Below are 15,643 nucleotides of genomic sequence, written 5' to 3' on the forward strand. Positions count from 1 at the left end.
CGGGATAGCACGCAGGTGATCGTCATGCGGTGAAGCGCCGGCCTGGCACGCCGCGCAGGCACCGGATCGCGGGAAGCACGCACTCCCGCCGTGCGGTCGGGAAGCAACGTCGACGTCAACGGACAGGCGCGAGGCATTGACGCCATGCTTCCCCGCGCGGGGCTACGGTCGGGCTTCCCCATCGCAGGAGGCCGCCATGGCCAGGTCCAATCCCACCACCCCCGACGCGCCCGAGGACGAGGTCCGCCTGGGCGAGGACGGCGTGCCGCTGCAACAGCAGGGGCCTGAACTGAAGGACCCGCGTTCGGTCGCGGCGATCGACAACATCGGCGTGGACGACCAGGCCGACCTGCTCGACGTGGCGCTGGACGAGGAGCCCGGCGACCGCGATGCCTATGGCCGCTCGTTCGCCGACGACGTGCGCAGCGACGCGCCGCATGGCATCCGCGACAGTGGCGAAGACTGAACCGCAGGCGGGCGCGGACGACGGCGGATTCACGCTGCTGCGTCTGCAATGCGGGCTCCTTCCCAAGCGGACATGCCCATGAACGATGCTTCCACGCCCGTGACCGTCGCCGCCGTCGACCTGCAGCGTTACCTCGGCACCTGGTACGAGATCGCGCGCCTGCCGATGCGCCACGAGCCGGCGGACTACACCGACATCACCGCGACCTATTCGCTCAACCCGGGCGGCAGCGTGCGGGTGCTCAACCGCGCGCGCGACGGCGAGGGCGAGCCGCAGGAGTCCGAGGGCGAGGCCACCGTGGTCGAGGGCAGCGGCAACGCAAAGCTGGAAGTGAGCTTCATGCCCGACGGGCTGAAGTGGATTCCGTTCACCAAGGGCGACTACTGGATCCTGCGCCTGGACCCGGACTACCGCACCGCCCTGGTCGGTTCGCCGGACCACAAGTACCTGTGGCTGCTGGCGCGCGAGCCAGTGTTGCCGGCGCCGGTGCAGCAGGATTTCCTGGACACGGCGCGGGCGCAGGGCTACGAACTGCAGGACCTGATCCTCACCCCGCACACGGGCAATCCGGTGCGTTGAGCAGTCCGGCCGGCCACCCTGTCCTGGGCGAGGGCAGGGGGCCGGCCCGTCCCGGGCCTGGAAGGCGCATGCCGTCGTCCCGGTGTGCGCCTCGTGCAAAGGAAGCACCCTGCTCCCGCCGGGAACCTGGATGGCCTGTCGCCGCCTCCCCGGTGCGCTTGGCTTACCCGGCCACGGTGGCGGTGGCGGGTTTTGTTGCAGCGGTGACTACCCGTGCATGCCGCGCCGGGGCCGATAGAATCGGCGCTTCCACGCCAACAACACCCCACGCCATGACCGGTCCGGATGTCTTCCTGCGCGGCAGCATCGTCGCGCTCGTCACGCCCATGCACGACGACGGCAGCGTCGACTACGACGCGCTGCGCAAACTCGTGGACTGGCACGTGGCCGAAGGCACCGACTGCATCGGCGTGGTCGGCACCACCGGCGAGTCGCCCACGGTCAGCGTCGAGGAGCATTGCGAGATCATCCGCGTCGCGGTCGAGCAGGCGGCCGGGCGGGTGCCGGTAATGGCCGGCTGCGGCGGCAATTCCACCGCCGAAGCGATCGCCCTCGCCGAATACGCGCGCAAGGTCGGGGCGCACAGCCAGTTGCAGGTGGTGCCGTACTACAACAAGCCCGGCCAGGAAGGGCAGTACCGCCACTTCCGCGCCATTGCCGAGGCCACCGGCGACCTCCCGGTGGTGCTGTACAACGTGCCCGGCCGCACCGGCGCCGACCTGCAGCACGACACCGTACTGCGCCTGGCCCAGGTACCGGGGATCGCCGGCATCAAGGAAGCCACCGGCAACATCGAGCGCGCCCAGTGGCTGGTGCGCGAGGCGCCCCACGGGTTCGCAGTGTTCTCCGGCGACGACGCCACCGCGGTGGCACTGATGCTGTGCGGCGGCCATGGCAATGTCAGCGTGACCGCCAACGTCGCCCCGCGGCTGATGCGCGAACTGTGCGCCGCGGCGCTGGCGAAGGACGTGGAGGCAGCCATGCGCATCCAGCTGCGCCTGCTGGCGCTGCACCGCCAGCTGTTCTGCGAGGCCAATCCGATCCCGGTGAAGTGGGCGCTCAAGCGCCTGGGCCGCATCGGTGGCCACTTGCGCCTGCCGCTGACCGAGCTGGAGCCCGCCAACCAGGCAAAGGTCGAGGCCGCGTTGCGCGAGGCCGGCCTGCTCGAAGGCTGACGGGCTTCGCCGCACACTCACGCCGCGTGCCGGACACTCCCCCGGTCTGGCGGGAGGGACCATGGGCGCGGGAACCGGCGGGGTACGCATCGGCTCCGCCGGCTGGTCCATCCCGGGCCGCCACGCAGCGCTGTTCGGCGCGGGCGACAGCGCACTGGCGCGTTATGCCACGCGCTTCGACGTGGTCGAGGTCAATTCCTCGTTCTACCGCCCGCACCAGCACGCCACCTGGCGGCGCTGGGCCGCCGCGGTGCCGCGCGGCTTCCGCTTCTCGGTGAAACTGCCGCAGGAGATCTCGCACGAACTGGGGCTGCGCGGCGCCGGCCCGGCGCTGGACCGCTTCCTGGAGCAGGTCGATGGCCTGGGCCGGAAGCTTGGCGGCTTCCTGTTGCAGTTGCCGCCCGGACTGGAACTGGACGCGCGTAGCGCATCGGCGTTTCTTCGCCATGTTCCGCCGCCGCAGCGACGTGCCGCTGGCGTGCGAGCCCCGCCATCCCGGCTGGTTCACGCCACGCGCGGAGGACCTGCTGCGGCGGTACGACGTGGCCCGGGTGGCGGCCGATCCGCCGCGGGTGCCCGGCGGCGACGCGCCTGCGGCCGCGCCGCGCTGGCGCTATTGGCGCAGGCATGGCTCGCCCCGGATCTACTACAGCGACTACGCAGAGCCGGCCTTGCGCGAACTGGCCACACAGGTGCGCGCGGCGACGGGCAGGGGGCAGCGCTGGGTGGTGTTCGACAACACCGGGCACGGCTTCGCGATCCCCGACGCGGCGCGGCTGCAGGAGTTGCTGCATGGGGATGTGCCGAAGCAGGCCCGCGGTTGACCTGCACAGGGAGGCCACCCCGGACTCGACGGCGGCATCGCTTCCGGTCCTGCGCATCGGCCATCCCAATCCCTGGTTCGCCTTGCTGGCCGAAGTGCGACGGGGCTCCATGGCGGACGCGCCATGCCGGTGGGTTCGCAGGCGGTCATCATCGGCAGCTCGGACGCTGGCCCGGAGCGTGGGCAGGGTGCAGGGCCAGGCGCCTGCCTGCCCGGGACCTGCAGGCGCTGTCCGGGCAAGGGCGGGCTGGCAGTGCGGGTGGCGTCAGGGGCTCGCGATCCGGCGCTGGTCCCAGCGGATCTGCAGCGGCTGTTCGTCGCGCCAGGCACCGATATGGATGTGCGGGTTGCGCGAATAGCCATTGTTGCCGACCCGGGCCAACTGTTGCCCGGCGCGCACGGCTTCGCCCTCGCGCACCACCGGGTCCTGGATATGGCCCAGCACCACCTGGGTGCCGTCCGCGGCTTCCAGCAGGATCATCGAAGCCGGCGGCTTGCCGGCGATGCCCGGCTCGTTGGTGACCGGGTTGAGCGAGATCCTGCGCACCGTGCAATCGCAGGGCGAGAGCACCGGCTGGTTCCAGCCGTACCAGTCGGCGTTGCTGTAGCCGTCGTTGCGGTACAGGCGGGTGAAGGCGCGGCCATCGCTCTCGACGAACTCCTGGACCAGGCAGTCCTGGCCAAGGTCGTCGCCCAGGTAGCCGAGGTCGCCCGCGGCGTGCTCGGTGCAGGTGTAGCGCGTGGCGTACAGGGGGTGGGCGAGGAACTGCGGCGGCGGCTCGGGATCGGTCCGCGAGGACCGGGCCGACGCGGCCGGCACGACCACCAGGCCCAGCAGGGCCAGCGCCCACTTCGACTGCAGGATGTTCCGGAACTCCATGCACCCTCCCCGTGCGCGTCGATGCCGGGCGAGCTTAGCAAGCCGCAAGGCGCGCCGAACGTGGCCGGGTTCGCATGGGCGTTCACTGCCTGCCGACCCCACTGGCCCTAGCTTCGCGCGGAGGAGGATCCCGCCACGACCACGGAGCGATGATGCCCCGCCGCAAGCCACGCGTGCTCAAGCTGGCCACCTACAACGTCAACGGCATCGGCCCGCGCCTGCCGCACCTGCTGGCCTGGCTGGAGCGCGAGCAGCCGGACGTGGTGGCGTTGCAGGAGTTGAAGGCGCGCGGCGAGGCGTTCCCGGCGGCGGAGCTGGAAGCGGCTGGCTACTGCGCCATCTGGCATGGCGAGCACCGCTGGAACGGCGTGGCGCTGCTCGGGCGCGGGGCCAGGCCGGTGGAAAGCCGCCGCGGGCTGCCGGGCGACCGCGACGACCACCAGAGCCGCTACATCGAGGCGGCGGTGCATGGCATGGTGGTGGGCGCGCTGTACCTGCCCAACGGCAACCCGCAGCCGGGCCCGAAGTTCGACTACAAGCTCAAGTGGATGGCACGCCTGGCGCGGCACGCCGCGACCCTGGTCGAACTGCCGCATCCGGTGGCGCTGCTCGGCGACTTCAACGTGATCCCCAGCGACGAGGACGTGTACGACCCGAAGTCGTGGAAGCGCGACGCGCTGATCCAGCCGGAGGTACGCCAGGCCTACGCGAAGCTGCTGGCCCAGGGCTGGACCGACGCCCTGCGCCAGGTGCACGGCCAGGCGCGGATCTACACGTTCTGGGACTACTTCCGCCAGCACTTCGAACGCGACCGCGGCCTGCGCATCGACCACCTGCTGCTCAATCCGGTGCTGGCGGCCGGGCTGGAGGATGCCGGGGTGGACCGCTGGGTGCGGGCGCTGGAGAAGCCCAGCGACCATGCCCCGACCTGGGTAACGGTGAAGCTGCCGCGGTAGGGGCAGGCGAAGCGCCACGCGCCGCTGCATCGCCAAGCTCCGGGCAACGGGACCCCGGGCGCGTGGAGGCCGCCATCACCCGCCGCCGGCGATGCTGTGCGCATGCCAATTCCTTCCCCCCGCGCCTGGCTGCAGGCCCATCGCACCGGCCTGCGCCGGGCCGGCTGGACCTTGCTGGGCCTGTACCTGCTGTACCTGTTCGCCGCCAACCTGTTCCTCAACAGCGCCATTGGCGAGCGCGTGGCCAACCGCAAGCCCGACCGCTACCACGCGCGCTGGGACTGGGCGCTGAGCGCCTACCCGGGGCATATCCACGCCAGCGGGGTGGTGATGGGCGGGCATGCGCGCACCAACCGCTGGGCGGTCGCCGCGACCCGCGCCGACGGCCGCATCCGGGTGCTGCCGCTGCTGTGGCGCACGGTGTCCTTCGGCACCATCCGCGCGCACGACGTTTCCGTGCATGTGTCCAGGGTCGCCGAGGACAAGCTGCCATCGAAGCGCGAGGGCCGTGGCTGGACCCTGGATTTCCCGGCCATCACCACGCCCAGCCTGCTGCGCCTGGATTTCTACCAGGCGCGGGTCAGCGGCCGCGGTGACGCCCGCTTCGTGTTCACCAAGCAGCTGCAGGGCGGACCGATGGCGGTGGGCGCATCCACCCTGCGCATGCCCGAAGCCACCCTGTCGGTGGCCGGGGTGGAACTGCTGCGCGGGGGCAGGCTGGAGTTCGGCCTGGCGATCCCGGCGCATATCAGGGAACGGGCGCAGGGCCGGGAGAAGTTCGGGATCCTGGACGCGTACCTGCGCGCCGAGGGTGCCGCGCCGGCGATCGACCTGTCCGCGCGCCATGGCGAGGCGCTGCCGCTGGACGCGCCCGGGCAGGCCGGTCACCTGCGCGCGGACCTGGCGCTCAGCCGCGGCGTGTTGCGACCCGGCAGCCGCCTGGACTGGTCGGCGCCGGTGCACGCGCTGGATGCGGAAGGGCGGCCGGTGCGGTACCCGCTGGGTGCGGCGCTGCGCACGCGCCGCGAGGCGATCGAGCTGGCGCTCCGCATGCCGCGCACCAGGCCCGGTGCACCCTGGCTGCAGGCCGACCTGCGGGTGGACGACCGCCGCCTGGGGCCCGACGACTGGCTGCGCCCGGTGCGTGCGCTCAACGGCCGCCTGCGCACGCACTGGCCGCAGCTGCCGCTGCGCTGGATCGACACCCTGCTGGACGACCTGGCCTGGCTGGAAGTGGACGGGCGCGGCGACCTGGACGCCGATATCGTGCTGGCCGACGGCCAGCCACGGCCCGGCAGCCGCATGGACCTGGACCGCCTGGGGCTGGCCGCGCGCGTCCTGGACAACCGCTTCGCGGGACAGGCGCAGGCGCGTGTCCGCGTGCTGGAGCAGGCCGGCGCCCCGCGCACCGAAGCCGACATCCGGCTGCGGCACTTCGCGCTTGGACCCGAGGCACGTCCGGGCCAGGTGGACCTGCGCGGGCGCGACCTGCGCCTGGAGCTGGTGTCGGCCGGCCCGTTGGCGGAATTCCAGCAGCACCTACGGGCGCGGCTGCGCTTCGAGGACGCGGAGGTGCCGGACCTGCGCAGCTACAACCGCTACCTGCCCGGTGCCAGTGCGCGCTTGCTGGGCGGCAGCGGCCTGGCCAGCGGCGACCTGCACCTGGACCGCGAGGGCGGCATGGTCGACGGCCACATGCGCCTGCGCGGGCGCGACGTGCGTTTGGCGCTCGGGCCTTCGCGGCTGTCGGGCAACGTGGAGCTGGACAGCCGCCTGCGCCGCTTGCAGGTGGGCGAACGCCGCTACGCGGTCGAAGCGCTGAGCGTGGGCCTGGACGGCGTGCGCCTGGAGCGGGAGCGTGGCGGCCAGGCGCCCTGGTGGGCGCGCATGCGCCTGGAACAGGGCGAACTGCACTGGCGCGAGCCGTTCGAGGTCAACGGCCGCGGCACGGTGGAAATGCGCGACGCCAGCGTGCTGGTGGGCCTGTTCGCCGAGCGCAAGGCGTTCCCGCGCTGGATCGGCAACCTGGTCGATTCCGGACGGGCCCAGGCCAGCGGGCGGTTGCGCATCCGCGACCAGGAACTGGTGTTCGACCATGTCCACGCCAGCAACGACCGCATCGGCCTGCAGGCGCGGCTGCGCATCGCCGGCGGCCAGCCCGACGGCGACCTCTACGCGCGCTGGGGCGTGCTGGGCATGGGCGTGGAACTGCAGCCGGGGCAGCGCAGGCTGCACCTGGCCGGGGCGCGCGAGTGGTACGAATCCAGGCCGGCGCTGCTGCCGGAGTAGCTCAGGCGCCGCCGAGCGCCTGCAGCTCGGACACCTGCTGCAGCCATACCTCCGGGTTGCAGGCCTGCAGCGCCTCGGCCGTGGCATAGCCCCAGGCCACCGCGCCGAAGGCCAGCCCGGCCTGGCGCGCGGCCTCGGCATCGGAGGCCTGGTCGCCGATGTAGATGGCACGCGCGGCGGGCACGCCGGTGCGGGCCAGCACCCGCCGCAGGCGCCGCGCCTTGCCGAACAGCGAGGCGCCGCATTCGACGTGGGCCAGCAGGTCCCAGCAGTCCTCGCCCAGGATGCGGCGGCTGTTCTGCGCCGAGTTGCTGGTGACCAGGGCCAGGCGCATGCCACGCGCATGCAGGGCGTGCAGGGCCTCGCGTGCGCCGTCGAAGCAGGCGATGGCATGGCCCTCGGCCTGCATCAGCCGGCGGAAATCCCGCGCCACCAGCGGCAGCCGCCATGCCGGCAGGCGGGTGTGGCGCATGACCTGGCGCGGGCTCATGCCGCGCAGGTGCTCGACCTCGTGCGCGGCGATCGGGGCGAAGCGGTGCCGCTGCGCCAGCCGGTTGTGGTTGGCCACGAAGAAACCGAAGGAGTCGGCCAGGGTGCCGTCGAGGTCGAACACCGCCAGGTCGTAGCGGCGGCAGGTACCGGTGGTTGCGGCGGTGATGGAAGGCATGCGGCGGGCGCGGGTGGCGGGAAGGACGCGATTCTGCCCGGTCCCGCCCGGCCCGTGCCCGTGCCGTCATTCACCCTCGATTTCCTGCAGCGCCACCTCGAAGCGGCGCGCGTAGCCCCGTTCCCCGCTGACCCGCGCCACCTCCGCGTAGGGCGTGTCGGGGGCGCCGTAGACCGCGCAGGCGACCTCGCCGTCCTGCCCGGTGCCCACCTGGCGCAGGCGGTAGCGGGACTGGCCACCGCCGCCGTCGGGCGGGTAGTGCATGGGCGGCTTGCCCGGGTCCAGGTCGATCTCGGTGTTGTCGACCACGCCGCCGACGAACAGGCCCCGGATCATGGTGCACCTCGCTGCTGTGGGGATGGCTGCAGGTTCCTCCCGGGCGCGTGCCCGGGCGGTCAACGCGCCTGCACGATCTTCCGGGCGAGCGCTTCAGTCCACGTCCACCACCCGGCCGCAGCGGTCGATCAGGAACCGCGCGCGCCGGCGGCCGTGGTAGAAGGTGGCGCGCCAGGTGCCGGCGTCCTCGCCGGTGCCGCGCTCGCACAGCACGGCGATCCTGCCCTGGTCCATCAGCCGGCGGAACTCGGGCACTTCCAGGCCGACCCGCGCCGCCACGCGGGCACCGTCGATCTCGAGGGCGGGAAGGTTGCCGCTGGCCATCGCATGCCTCCTGTGCCCTCCCAGCATCACAGGGCGGCGGGATGGCGTCCTTGATCCAGGTCATGCCGCCACGCGCGGACAAGCGGTGGCCCCCACTGGCGGCGGGGATAATGGCCGCCCGGCCCACCCAGGAGTTCCCCGAGTGCCAACCACGCCCCGCCTCGAGCAGCACGCCACCCGCGCGGCCTTCTTCATGCCCGGCTTCGCCATCGCCGCCTGGGCGCCGCTGGTGCCGTTCGCCAAGGCGCGCGCGGGGCTGGACGAGGCGATGCTGGGCATCGTCCTGCTGTGCCTGGGCGCGGGCTCGCTGGTGGCGATGCCGCTGGCCGGCGCCCTGGCCGCGCGCCAGGGGTGCCGCCGGGTGATGGTCGCGGCGATGCTGGCCGCCAGCCTGGCGCTGCCGGCCCTGGCGGTGGCCCCGGGCGCGGTCGGTCTCGGCCTGGCGCTGTTCGTGTTCGGCGCGGCCATCGGCGCGATGGACTGCACCATGAACCTGCAGGCGGTGGCGGTGGAGCGCGAGAGCGGGCGCGCGCTGATGTCGGGTTTCCACGCGTTCTACAGCATTGGCGGGTTCGCCGGCGCGGCCGCCATGACCGCGTTGCTGAGTGCCGGCGCCGCGCCCTTGCCGGCGTGCGTGGCGGCGGTGGCGGTGGTGCTGGTGCTGGTGGCCGCCGCCTGCCGCCACTGGCGCGCTGAACGGGTGGATTCGGACGTGCCGGCCTTCGCCTGGCCGCGCGGCAGCGTGCTGCTGATCGGCACGGTGTGCTTCGTGATGTTCCTGGCCGAGGGCGCGATGCTCGACTGGGGTGCGGTGTTCCTCGACCAGGCCAAGGACATGGATCCGGCGCGCGCGGGCGTGGGCTACGTGGCCTTCTCGCTGGCGATGACCGTGGCGCGCCTGAGCGGCGACCGCGTGGTCCAGGCGATCGGTCCGCTGCGCGCGGTGGTGGCCGGCGCACTGGTGGCGTTCGCGGGTTTCGCGCTGATCGTGCTGGCGCCGGGGGCGTGGCCGGCGCTGGGCGGGTTCGTGCTGGTGGGGATCGGCTGCGCCAACATCGTGCCGGTGATGTTCTCCGCCGCCGGGCGCCAGGCCGCGATGCCGGAAAGCCTGGCGGTGCCGGCGATCAGTACCCTCGGCTATGCCGGCGTGCTGGCCGGGCCGGCGCTGGTCGGCTTCGTCGCCCACGGCACCTCGCTGCAGTTCGCGTTCTGGTGCCTGGGTGCGGCGGTGCTGGGAGTGGCGGTGGCCACGCGCTGGTTGCGCGCCTAGCCGGCGGCGGCGTTGGCATCGCCGCCGCGCCGCTTCGTGCGCCAGGCCATGACCTGGCCGACGATGGCGGTGGCCAGCAGGCAACTGTTGGTGACGATGAACACGGTGTTGTCCAGCAGCACCGAGTAGACGATGAACAGGGCCGAGGCGGTGGCCTGGCCGACGAACAGCCAGGTCGACACGCCTTCGCCGCCGCTACGGGCCTGCTTGAGGATCTGCCGCGCGAGGGTGGCCAGCAGCACCGCCGATGCGGCCCAGCCGATCAGGTCCGGGTTCATGGCCGGCTCCGGCGGCGTCGGTGGCTGGACTGGCTGCAAGATGGGCGCGTCATCGTCTGCACGGGAATGGCCGGAGGCGGCCCAGCTTCGCGCGCGGAGGGTCAAACCGGGGTGAGGCTCCCGCCTTCAGGCATCATCGGCGGCGCGCGGACCCGGCAAGGCCGGGGAGATGCGGCCGGTTTCCACCCATTCGCGCAGCCGGCGCAGGGCCTGGCCGGCCAGCAGCAGGGGTGCCGGGTCGGCCTGGCGGCCCAGCAGTCCGGTGGGGAAGCCTTCGGCGTGGAACGCGACTTCCAGTGCCACTTCGATGCCCGGGCGACCGCGGGCGGGCAGGGCGGTGAGTTCGCTGGACAGCAGGAATCCGCCTTCGCCTTCGGCGTGGTGGCAGGCACGCGCCGCGTCGCGCGCATCCAGGCGCAGGTGCACCCGCGGCGACGGTCCCAGCGGCGTCCTGACCCGCCACAATCCGGCATCCCCGCCGGCCACGGGCTCGGCCGCGCCGTCGAGGATCCGTGCCTGCACGGCCGGATCGCACCAGGCATCGAGGATGCGCGTGGCGCCGGCCTGGAAGGTCAGGCTGCGGCGGATGCGGAGGCGGGGCTTGCCCGCGTGGGGCGCGGGTCCATTCACGGCCTGCCCCCGGCGATGGTGCATGCCGGGGGCAGGCAACGTGGTCGACAGGCGTGGCGATGGCTTTGCATTGATCCGTCGTTGGGGTGGGGCGCGCGGCCACGCTGTCCGGTCGCGGGGGGCCTGCGCGTGAATCGCCGCGGTGGCCGCGATGCAAAGCGTGCAATGGCGACCGCGGTCGCGGATCGGGTTCAGGAGGAGCCGACCCGCACCACGCGTTCCGCCTCGTCCAGCCAGTACAGGTGCATGCCGCCGTCGCCGTCGTCGACCCGGAACAGGCCGTTGGTGCCCTCGTTGCCGTCCGGATCGAGGAACTGCTGGATCGCCGGGCGCTCGGGCAGGGTGCCGCGCAGGATGCTGCCGTCGCGCATGTGCACCTCCACCTCCAGCTCGCCGTCCAGCTCCAGCTGCAGGGCCTTGAGGCGTTCGATCGCCTGCGGGTCGGAATGCACGCGCGGTGCGATGGCTATGCTGTTCATGGCCGTCCTCCATCGGGGACTGCACACGCTAGCCGGAGGCAAGTGACCGCCGGATCATGGCCGCGCCTGCACGTGGCGTGGACCGCGCCGGCCGCAGTCTGGAGCGCCATCCTGCGGAGCACGCGGCCATGACCGATCCGACCCGGACCGCGCCCCCGCTGCCGGAGCCCGGCAGCGTCCTGCCCACACGCGGCCATGTTTCCACCCGTTCCCTGCCGCGCAACCCGCCCTCGCAGCGTTATCGCCCGCCGGCCAAGCTGGGCCTGGGCGGGGTGGCGTTCGGCAATGGCTTCGCCGCAGCCAGCGACGCGCAGTGCGAGGCGACCCTGGCCGCGGCCTGGGAGGCCGGCGTGCGCTACTTCGACACCTCGCCCTGGTATGGCCTGGGCCTGTCGGAACGGCGCTTCGGCCATGTCCTGCACCGGCATCCGGCGGAGGAATACGTGCTGTCCTCCAAGGTGGGCCGGCTGCTGACCGGCACCAGCGGCCCGCTGCAGGAGACCATGTGGGTGGAGCCGGCGCCGTTCCGCTACCGCTACGACTATTCGGCCGCCGGGACAAGGCGCTCGGTGGAGGACAGCCTCAACCGGATGGGCGTATCGCAGCTGGACGTGGTGTTCATCCACGACCTGTCGCCGGACAACGAGCAGGACCTGGGCATGCCCTGGGAGCGGCGCTTCACCGAGGCGGCCAAGGGTGCCATGCCCGAACTGACCCGGATGCGGGCGGAAGGCCTGATCAAGGCCTGGGGTTTCGGGGTCAACCGCCCCGAGCCGGCGCTGGCTGCGCTGGAGGAAGCCGATCCGGACATCTTCCTGCTGGCCTGCCAGTACTCGCTGCTGGACCACGCCCGGGCGCTGCACGAGACCTTCCCGAGGATCGCCGCGCGCGGCGCTTCGGTGGTGGTGGGTGCACCCCTGCTGGCCGGCTACCTGGCCGGGCGCGACCGCTATCTCTACGAAGGCGAGGTGCCGGACTGGGCACCCGGCAAGCGCGCGCGGGTGCAGGCGGCCTGCGATCGCCACGGGGTGGACCTGCGCACCGTGGCCCTGCAGTTCGCCGCGGCGCCGGACGTGGTGGCGGCGGTGATCCCGGGCGCGCGCACGCCGGAGCAGGTGCGGGCGAACGTGGCTTCGATGGCGGTGGACGTGCCGCCGACGCTGTGGGCGGAACTGAAGGACGAGGGCCTGGTCGAACGCGAGGCCCCGGTGCCGGCGGCCTGAGCCGCCGGGAGGCCGCGACGCCAGCGGGGGCGCCGCGGCCCTGCCGGCTCAGCCGGCCTGCGGCTCCGGCTCGCCGGTGGCGCCGGCCTCGCGCGCGGCCACGCGGTCATGGCTGTGGTCGCGCGCCAGGTACAGGTAGAACGCCGGCAGCACGAACAGGGTGAACGCGGTGCCGATGGTCATGCCCGAGGCGATCACCATGCCCAGCGAGAAACGCGCGGCGGCGCCGGGACCCTTGGCGAGCAGCAGCGGGATCATCGCGAACACCAGCGCCGCGGTGGTCATCAGCACCGGGCGCAGGCGGATGCCGGCGGCCTGCTCGATCGCCTCGCGCCTGGACAGGCCTTGCAGCTGCAGCTTGTTGGCGAACTCCACGATCAGGATGCCGTGCTTGGAGATCACGCCGACGAGGGTGACCAGGCCAACCTGGGTGTAGATGTTGATGCTCATGCCCGGGAATGCCTCGATCCCGGCGATCTGCAGCGCGCCGGCCACCAGGGCCAGGAAGTTGAGCACCAGCAGCGCGCCGGAGATCGCCATCGGCACGGTCACCAGCATGATCAGCGCGTCGCGGAAGCTCTCGAACTGCGCGGCCAGCACCAGGAAGATCGCCACCAGGGCGAAGCCGAGGGTGACCAGCATGGTCGCGCCCTCCTGCTTGTACTGGCGCGACTCGCCGGCGTAGTCGACGCTGTAGCCCTGCGGCAGCACCTCGGCCGCCGCCTCCTCCAGCACCCGCAGCGCCTCGCCCTTGGACACGCCCGGGCGCGGGGCGAAGGTGATCGCCACCGCGTTGAGCTGCTGGAAGCGCTTGAGCGTCTGCGGCTGCGCGGTCTCCTTCAGCGTGACCAGGGTCGACAGCGGCACCAGCTCGCCGTCGCGGGTGCGGGTGTAGTAGTTGCGCAGCTGGTCGGCGTTGAGGCGGTCGCTGCGGCGCACCTGCGGGATGACGCGGTACGAGCGGTTCTCCATGGCGAAGCGGTTGGTGTAGCCACCGGACAGCATGGCGGCCATGTCCGCGGCCAGGGTGCGCATGTCGATGCCCAGCGAGGCCGCCTTCTCGCGGTCGATCTGCACCTCGACCCGTGGCTTGTCGATCTTCAGGTCCTTGTCCAGGAAGATGAAGCGGCGGCTTTCCATCGCCTTCTGCAGGATCGCGTCCGACAGCTCGTTGAGCTGCTGCAGCGAGCCGATGCCCAGCACCAGGAACTCGCCGCCGCCGTCGCCGCCGGCGGTGGGCAGCGAGGGCGGGACCAGGGCGAAGGTGTTCAGGCCGGTGACCTGGGCCAGCTTCGGCTGCAGCTCCTGCTGCAGCACCTGGTTGGTCGAGCGCTCGCGCTCGCTCCATGGCTTGAGCACGAAGCCGGCCATGGCGCTGTTGCTGGCGCCGCCGCCCCCGCCGAAGCCGCCGTTGAACAGGAAGAAGTCGTTGACCTCGGGGATCTCCGCGGCCATCGCGTTGATCTGCGCGGTGTAGCGCTCGACGTAGTCCAGGGTGGTGTAGGCGTCGGCGCTGCCGATGGCGAAGATGAAGCCCTCGTCCTCCAGCGGCGCCGGCTCCTTGGGCGCGGTCCAGTACAGCAGCCCGCAGGACACCAGCACCAGCAGGCCGAACACCGCGATCACGCTGCGCGTCTCCAGCGCGCCGTGCAGGCGCCGCTGGTAGCCGCTGCGCAGCTTCTCGAAGCGCGCGTCCAGCCAGCCCTCCAGGCGGCCCTTGCCGGCGCCGTTCGCGTGCGGCTTGAGGATGCGCGCGCACATCATCGGCGACAGGGTCAGGGCGATCACGCCCGAAAGCAGGACCGAGCCGGCCAGGGTGAAGGCGAACTCGGTGAACAGCACGCCGGTCAGGCCACCCTGGAAGCCGATCGGCAGGTACACCGCCACCAGGGTGGTGGTCATCGCCACCACCGGCCAGGCCAGCTCGCGCGCGCCCTTGATCGCCGCGTCGTGCGGGCTCATGCCCTCCTCGATGTGGCGGTGGATGTTCTCCAGCACGATGATCGCGTCGTCCACCACGATGCCGATCGCCAGCACCATCGCCAGCAGGGTCAGCAGGTTGATGGTGTAGCCGAGCAGCAGCATCAGGAACATCACGCCGACCAGCGACAGCGGCACGGTCACCGCCGGCACCAGCACGCTGCGCAGCGAGCCGAGGAACAGGAAGATCACCACGATCACGATGACCACGGCCTCGATGATCGTGCGCACCACCTCGTTGATCGCGTCCTCGATCGCCTCGGTGCTGTCGTACGGGATGGACGCCTCGATGCCCTCCGGCAGCTGCGGCACGATCTCCTCGTCCCACACACGGCGCACCTCCTCGATCACGTCCAGGGAGTTGGCGTCCGGGGAGACGAAGATGCCCATGAAGGTGGCGGCGTCGCCGTTGATCTGCACCGAGGTGCCGTAGCTCTCCGAGCCCAGTTCCACGTCGGCCACGTCGCCCAGGCGCACGATCGCGCCGTTCTCCTCCCGCACGATCAGCCGGCGGAACTCCTCCGGGCTGCGCAGGTCGGTGCGCGCGGTCAGGTCCACGGCGACCATCTGGCCCTTGGTCGAGCCCAGCGCCGAGAGCACGTTATTGGCCTGCAGCGCCTGGTGCACGTCGCTGGCGGTGACCCGCAGCGCGGTCATGCGGTCGGGCTTGAGCCACACGCGCATGGCGAAGGTGCCCGCGCCGAGGATCTCGGCGCGCTGCACGCCGGGGATGGTGGCGATGCGCGGCTCCACCGCCCGCACCAGGTAGTCGGTGATCTGGTTGTTGTCGAGCCGGTCGCTGGCGAAGGAGACGTACATCGCCGCGATCTGCTGGCCCTGTTGCAGGTCGATCACCGGATCCTCGGACTCGGCCGGCAGCTGGCTGCGCAGCTTGTTGACCTTGGCCGCGATCTGGGTGAGCGCCTCGTTGGCGTCGTGGTCCAGGCGGATGTAGGCCTGGATGGTGGAGATGCCGGCGGCGCTGGTCGAGGTCAGGTAGTCGATGCCCTCGGCCGAGGCCACCTCGCGTTCCAGCGGGGTGGTGATGAAGCCCTGCATCAGGTCCGCGTCGGCGCCGTAGTAGGCGGTGCTGACGGTGACCACCGCGTTCTGCAGCTCCGGGTACTGGCGCACGTTGAGCTCGGAGAACGAGCGCAGGCCCAGCAGCAGGATGAACAGGCTGACGACCAGGGCCAGGACCGGCTTGTTGATGAAGATGTCGGTGAATTTCATCGTGTCCTCCTCCGGCCGCGGGGGCGGCCGGGGTGGTGGGCGCCGCGCGGGCGGC

General features: G+C 72.0%; 16 protein-coding genes and 1 pseudogene. 9 read left to right on the forward strand and 8 right to left on the reverse strand.

Going from position 1 to position 15,643, the window contains the following annotated elements:
- The first annotated feature begins 196 nt into the window (after positions 1-196).
- From EIM48_RS09140 to EIM48_RS15755, 5 genes and pseudogenes are all read left to right on the forward strand, one after another.
- Positions 197-466 (forward strand): hypothetical protein, encoded by a 270-nt coding sequence (locus EIM48_RS09140; RefSeq protein ID WP_125111510.1) that lies wholly within the window; start codon positions 197-199, stop codon positions 464-466.
- Positions 467-544: 78 nt separating this feature from the next.
- On the forward strand, positions 545-1,045 hold the full coding sequence (locus tag EIM48_RS09145; protein WP_019397873.1) for a lipocalin family protein: 501 nt from the start codon (positions 545-547) through the stop codon (positions 1,043-1,045).
- A gap of 272 nt (positions 1,046-1,317) precedes the next feature.
- On the forward strand, positions 1,318-2,220 hold the full coding sequence (gene dapA, locus EIM48_RS09150) for a 4-hydroxy-tetrahydrodipicolinate synthase (RefSeq protein WP_125111511.1): 903 nt from the start codon (positions 1,318-1,320) through the stop codon (positions 2,218-2,220).
- A 61-nt stretch (positions 2,221-2,281) separates the two neighbouring features.
- A pseudogene (locus EIM48_RS15750) lies at positions 2,282-2,524 on the forward strand (DUF72 domain-containing protein); the annotation flags it as partial.
- 52 nt (positions 2,525-2,576) lie between these two features.
- A complete protein-coding gene (locus tag EIM48_RS15755; protein ID WP_343202907.1) occupies positions 2,577-3,044 on the forward strand; it encodes a DUF72 domain-containing protein in 468 nt (155 codons plus the stop codon).
- A 264-nt stretch (positions 3,045-3,308) separates the two neighbouring features.
- Here EIM48_RS15755 and EIM48_RS09160 read toward each other — a convergent pair whose 3' ends face one another.
- A complete protein-coding gene (locus EIM48_RS09160) occupies positions 3,309-3,923 on the reverse strand; it encodes a M23 family metallopeptidase (RefSeq protein WP_125111512.1) in 615 nt (204 codons plus the stop codon).
- A gap of 152 nt (positions 3,924-4,075) precedes the next feature.
- Between EIM48_RS09160 and xth the strand changes: the two genes are divergently transcribed.
- Positions 4,076-4,879: an exodeoxyribonuclease III gene (gene xth, locus EIM48_RS09165; RefSeq protein WP_125109029.1), complete on the forward strand. Its 804-nt coding sequence runs from the start codon at positions 4,076-4,078 to the stop codon at positions 4,877-4,879.
- Between the two features lie 102 nt (positions 4,880-4,981).
- Positions 4,982-7,168, forward strand: a complete 2,187-nt coding sequence (locus tag EIM48_RS09170) for a hypothetical protein (RefSeq protein ID WP_125111513.1) — start codon at positions 4,982-4,984, stop codon at positions 7,166-7,168.
- A 1-nt stretch (position 7,169) separates the two neighbouring features.
- Here the strand turns inward: EIM48_RS09170 and EIM48_RS09175 are convergent, their stop codons facing one another.
- The 3 genes from EIM48_RS09175 to EIM48_RS09185 form a co-directional block, all read right to left on the reverse strand.
- Positions 7,170-7,835 (reverse strand): HAD hydrolase-like protein, encoded by a 666-nt coding sequence (locus EIM48_RS09175; RefSeq protein ID WP_019397879.1) that lies wholly within the window; start codon positions 7,833-7,835, stop codon positions 7,170-7,172.
- Between the two features lie 66 nt (positions 7,836-7,901).
- Positions 7,902-8,168: a hypothetical protein gene (locus EIM48_RS09180; RefSeq protein ID WP_026010367.1), complete on the reverse strand. Its 267-nt coding sequence runs from the start codon at positions 8,166-8,168 to the stop codon at positions 7,902-7,904.
- A gap of 96 nt (positions 8,169-8,264) precedes the next feature.
- On the reverse strand, positions 8,265-8,495 hold the full coding sequence (locus tag EIM48_RS09185) for a DUF6522 family protein (RefSeq protein ID WP_019397881.1): 231 nt from the start codon (positions 8,493-8,495) through the stop codon (positions 8,265-8,267).
- 193 nt (positions 8,496-8,688) lie between these two features.
- On the opposite strand from EIM48_RS09185, the gene EIM48_RS09190 reads away from it, so the two are divergent.
- A complete protein-coding gene (locus EIM48_RS09190; RefSeq protein ID WP_050992137.1) occupies positions 8,689-9,765 on the forward strand; it encodes an MFS transporter in 1,077 nt (358 codons plus the stop codon).
- On the opposite strand, the gene EIM48_RS09195 is transcribed toward EIM48_RS09190, so the two are convergent.
- From EIM48_RS09195 to EIM48_RS09205, 3 genes are all read right to left on the reverse strand, one after another.
- Positions 9,762-10,043, reverse strand: a complete 282-nt coding sequence (locus EIM48_RS09195; RefSeq protein ID WP_019397883.1) for a hypothetical protein — start codon at positions 10,041-10,043, stop codon at positions 9,762-9,764. The genes EIM48_RS09190 and EIM48_RS09195 overlap by 4 nt on opposite strands.
- 126 nt (positions 10,044-10,169) lie before the next feature.
- Entirely contained in the window at positions 10,170-10,673 is a 504-nt protein-coding gene (locus EIM48_RS09200; protein WP_019397884.1) for a hypothetical protein, read from the reverse strand.
- 191 nt (positions 10,674-10,864) lie between these two features.
- The gene (locus EIM48_RS09205) at positions 10,865-11,152 is read right to left on the reverse strand and encodes a DUF3247 family protein (RefSeq protein WP_125111514.1); all 288 of its coding nucleotides are present in this window, start codon (positions 11,150-11,152) and stop codon (positions 10,865-10,867) included.
- Between the two features lie 128 nt (positions 11,153-11,280).
- On the opposite strand from EIM48_RS09205, the gene EIM48_RS09210 reads away from it, so the two are divergent.
- Positions 11,281-12,375: an aldo/keto reductase gene (locus EIM48_RS09210; protein WP_125076124.1), complete on the forward strand. Its 1,095-nt coding sequence runs from the start codon at positions 11,281-11,283 to the stop codon at positions 12,373-12,375.
- Positions 12,376-12,423: 48 nt separating this feature from the next.
- Here the strand turns inward: EIM48_RS09210 and EIM48_RS09215 are convergent, their stop codons facing one another.
- The gene (locus tag EIM48_RS09215) at positions 12,424-15,588 is read right to left on the reverse strand and encodes an efflux RND transporter permease subunit (protein ID WP_125076125.1); all 3,165 of its coding nucleotides are present in this window, start codon (positions 15,586-15,588) and stop codon (positions 12,424-12,426) included.
- Positions 15,589-15,643 lie beyond the last annotated feature (55 nt).

It is taken from the genome of Pseudoxanthomonas sp. SGNA-20, from assembly GCF_003931635.1.
Classification (GTDB): domain Bacteria; phylum Pseudomonadota; class Gammaproteobacteria; order Xanthomonadales; family Xanthomonadaceae; genus Pseudoxanthomonas.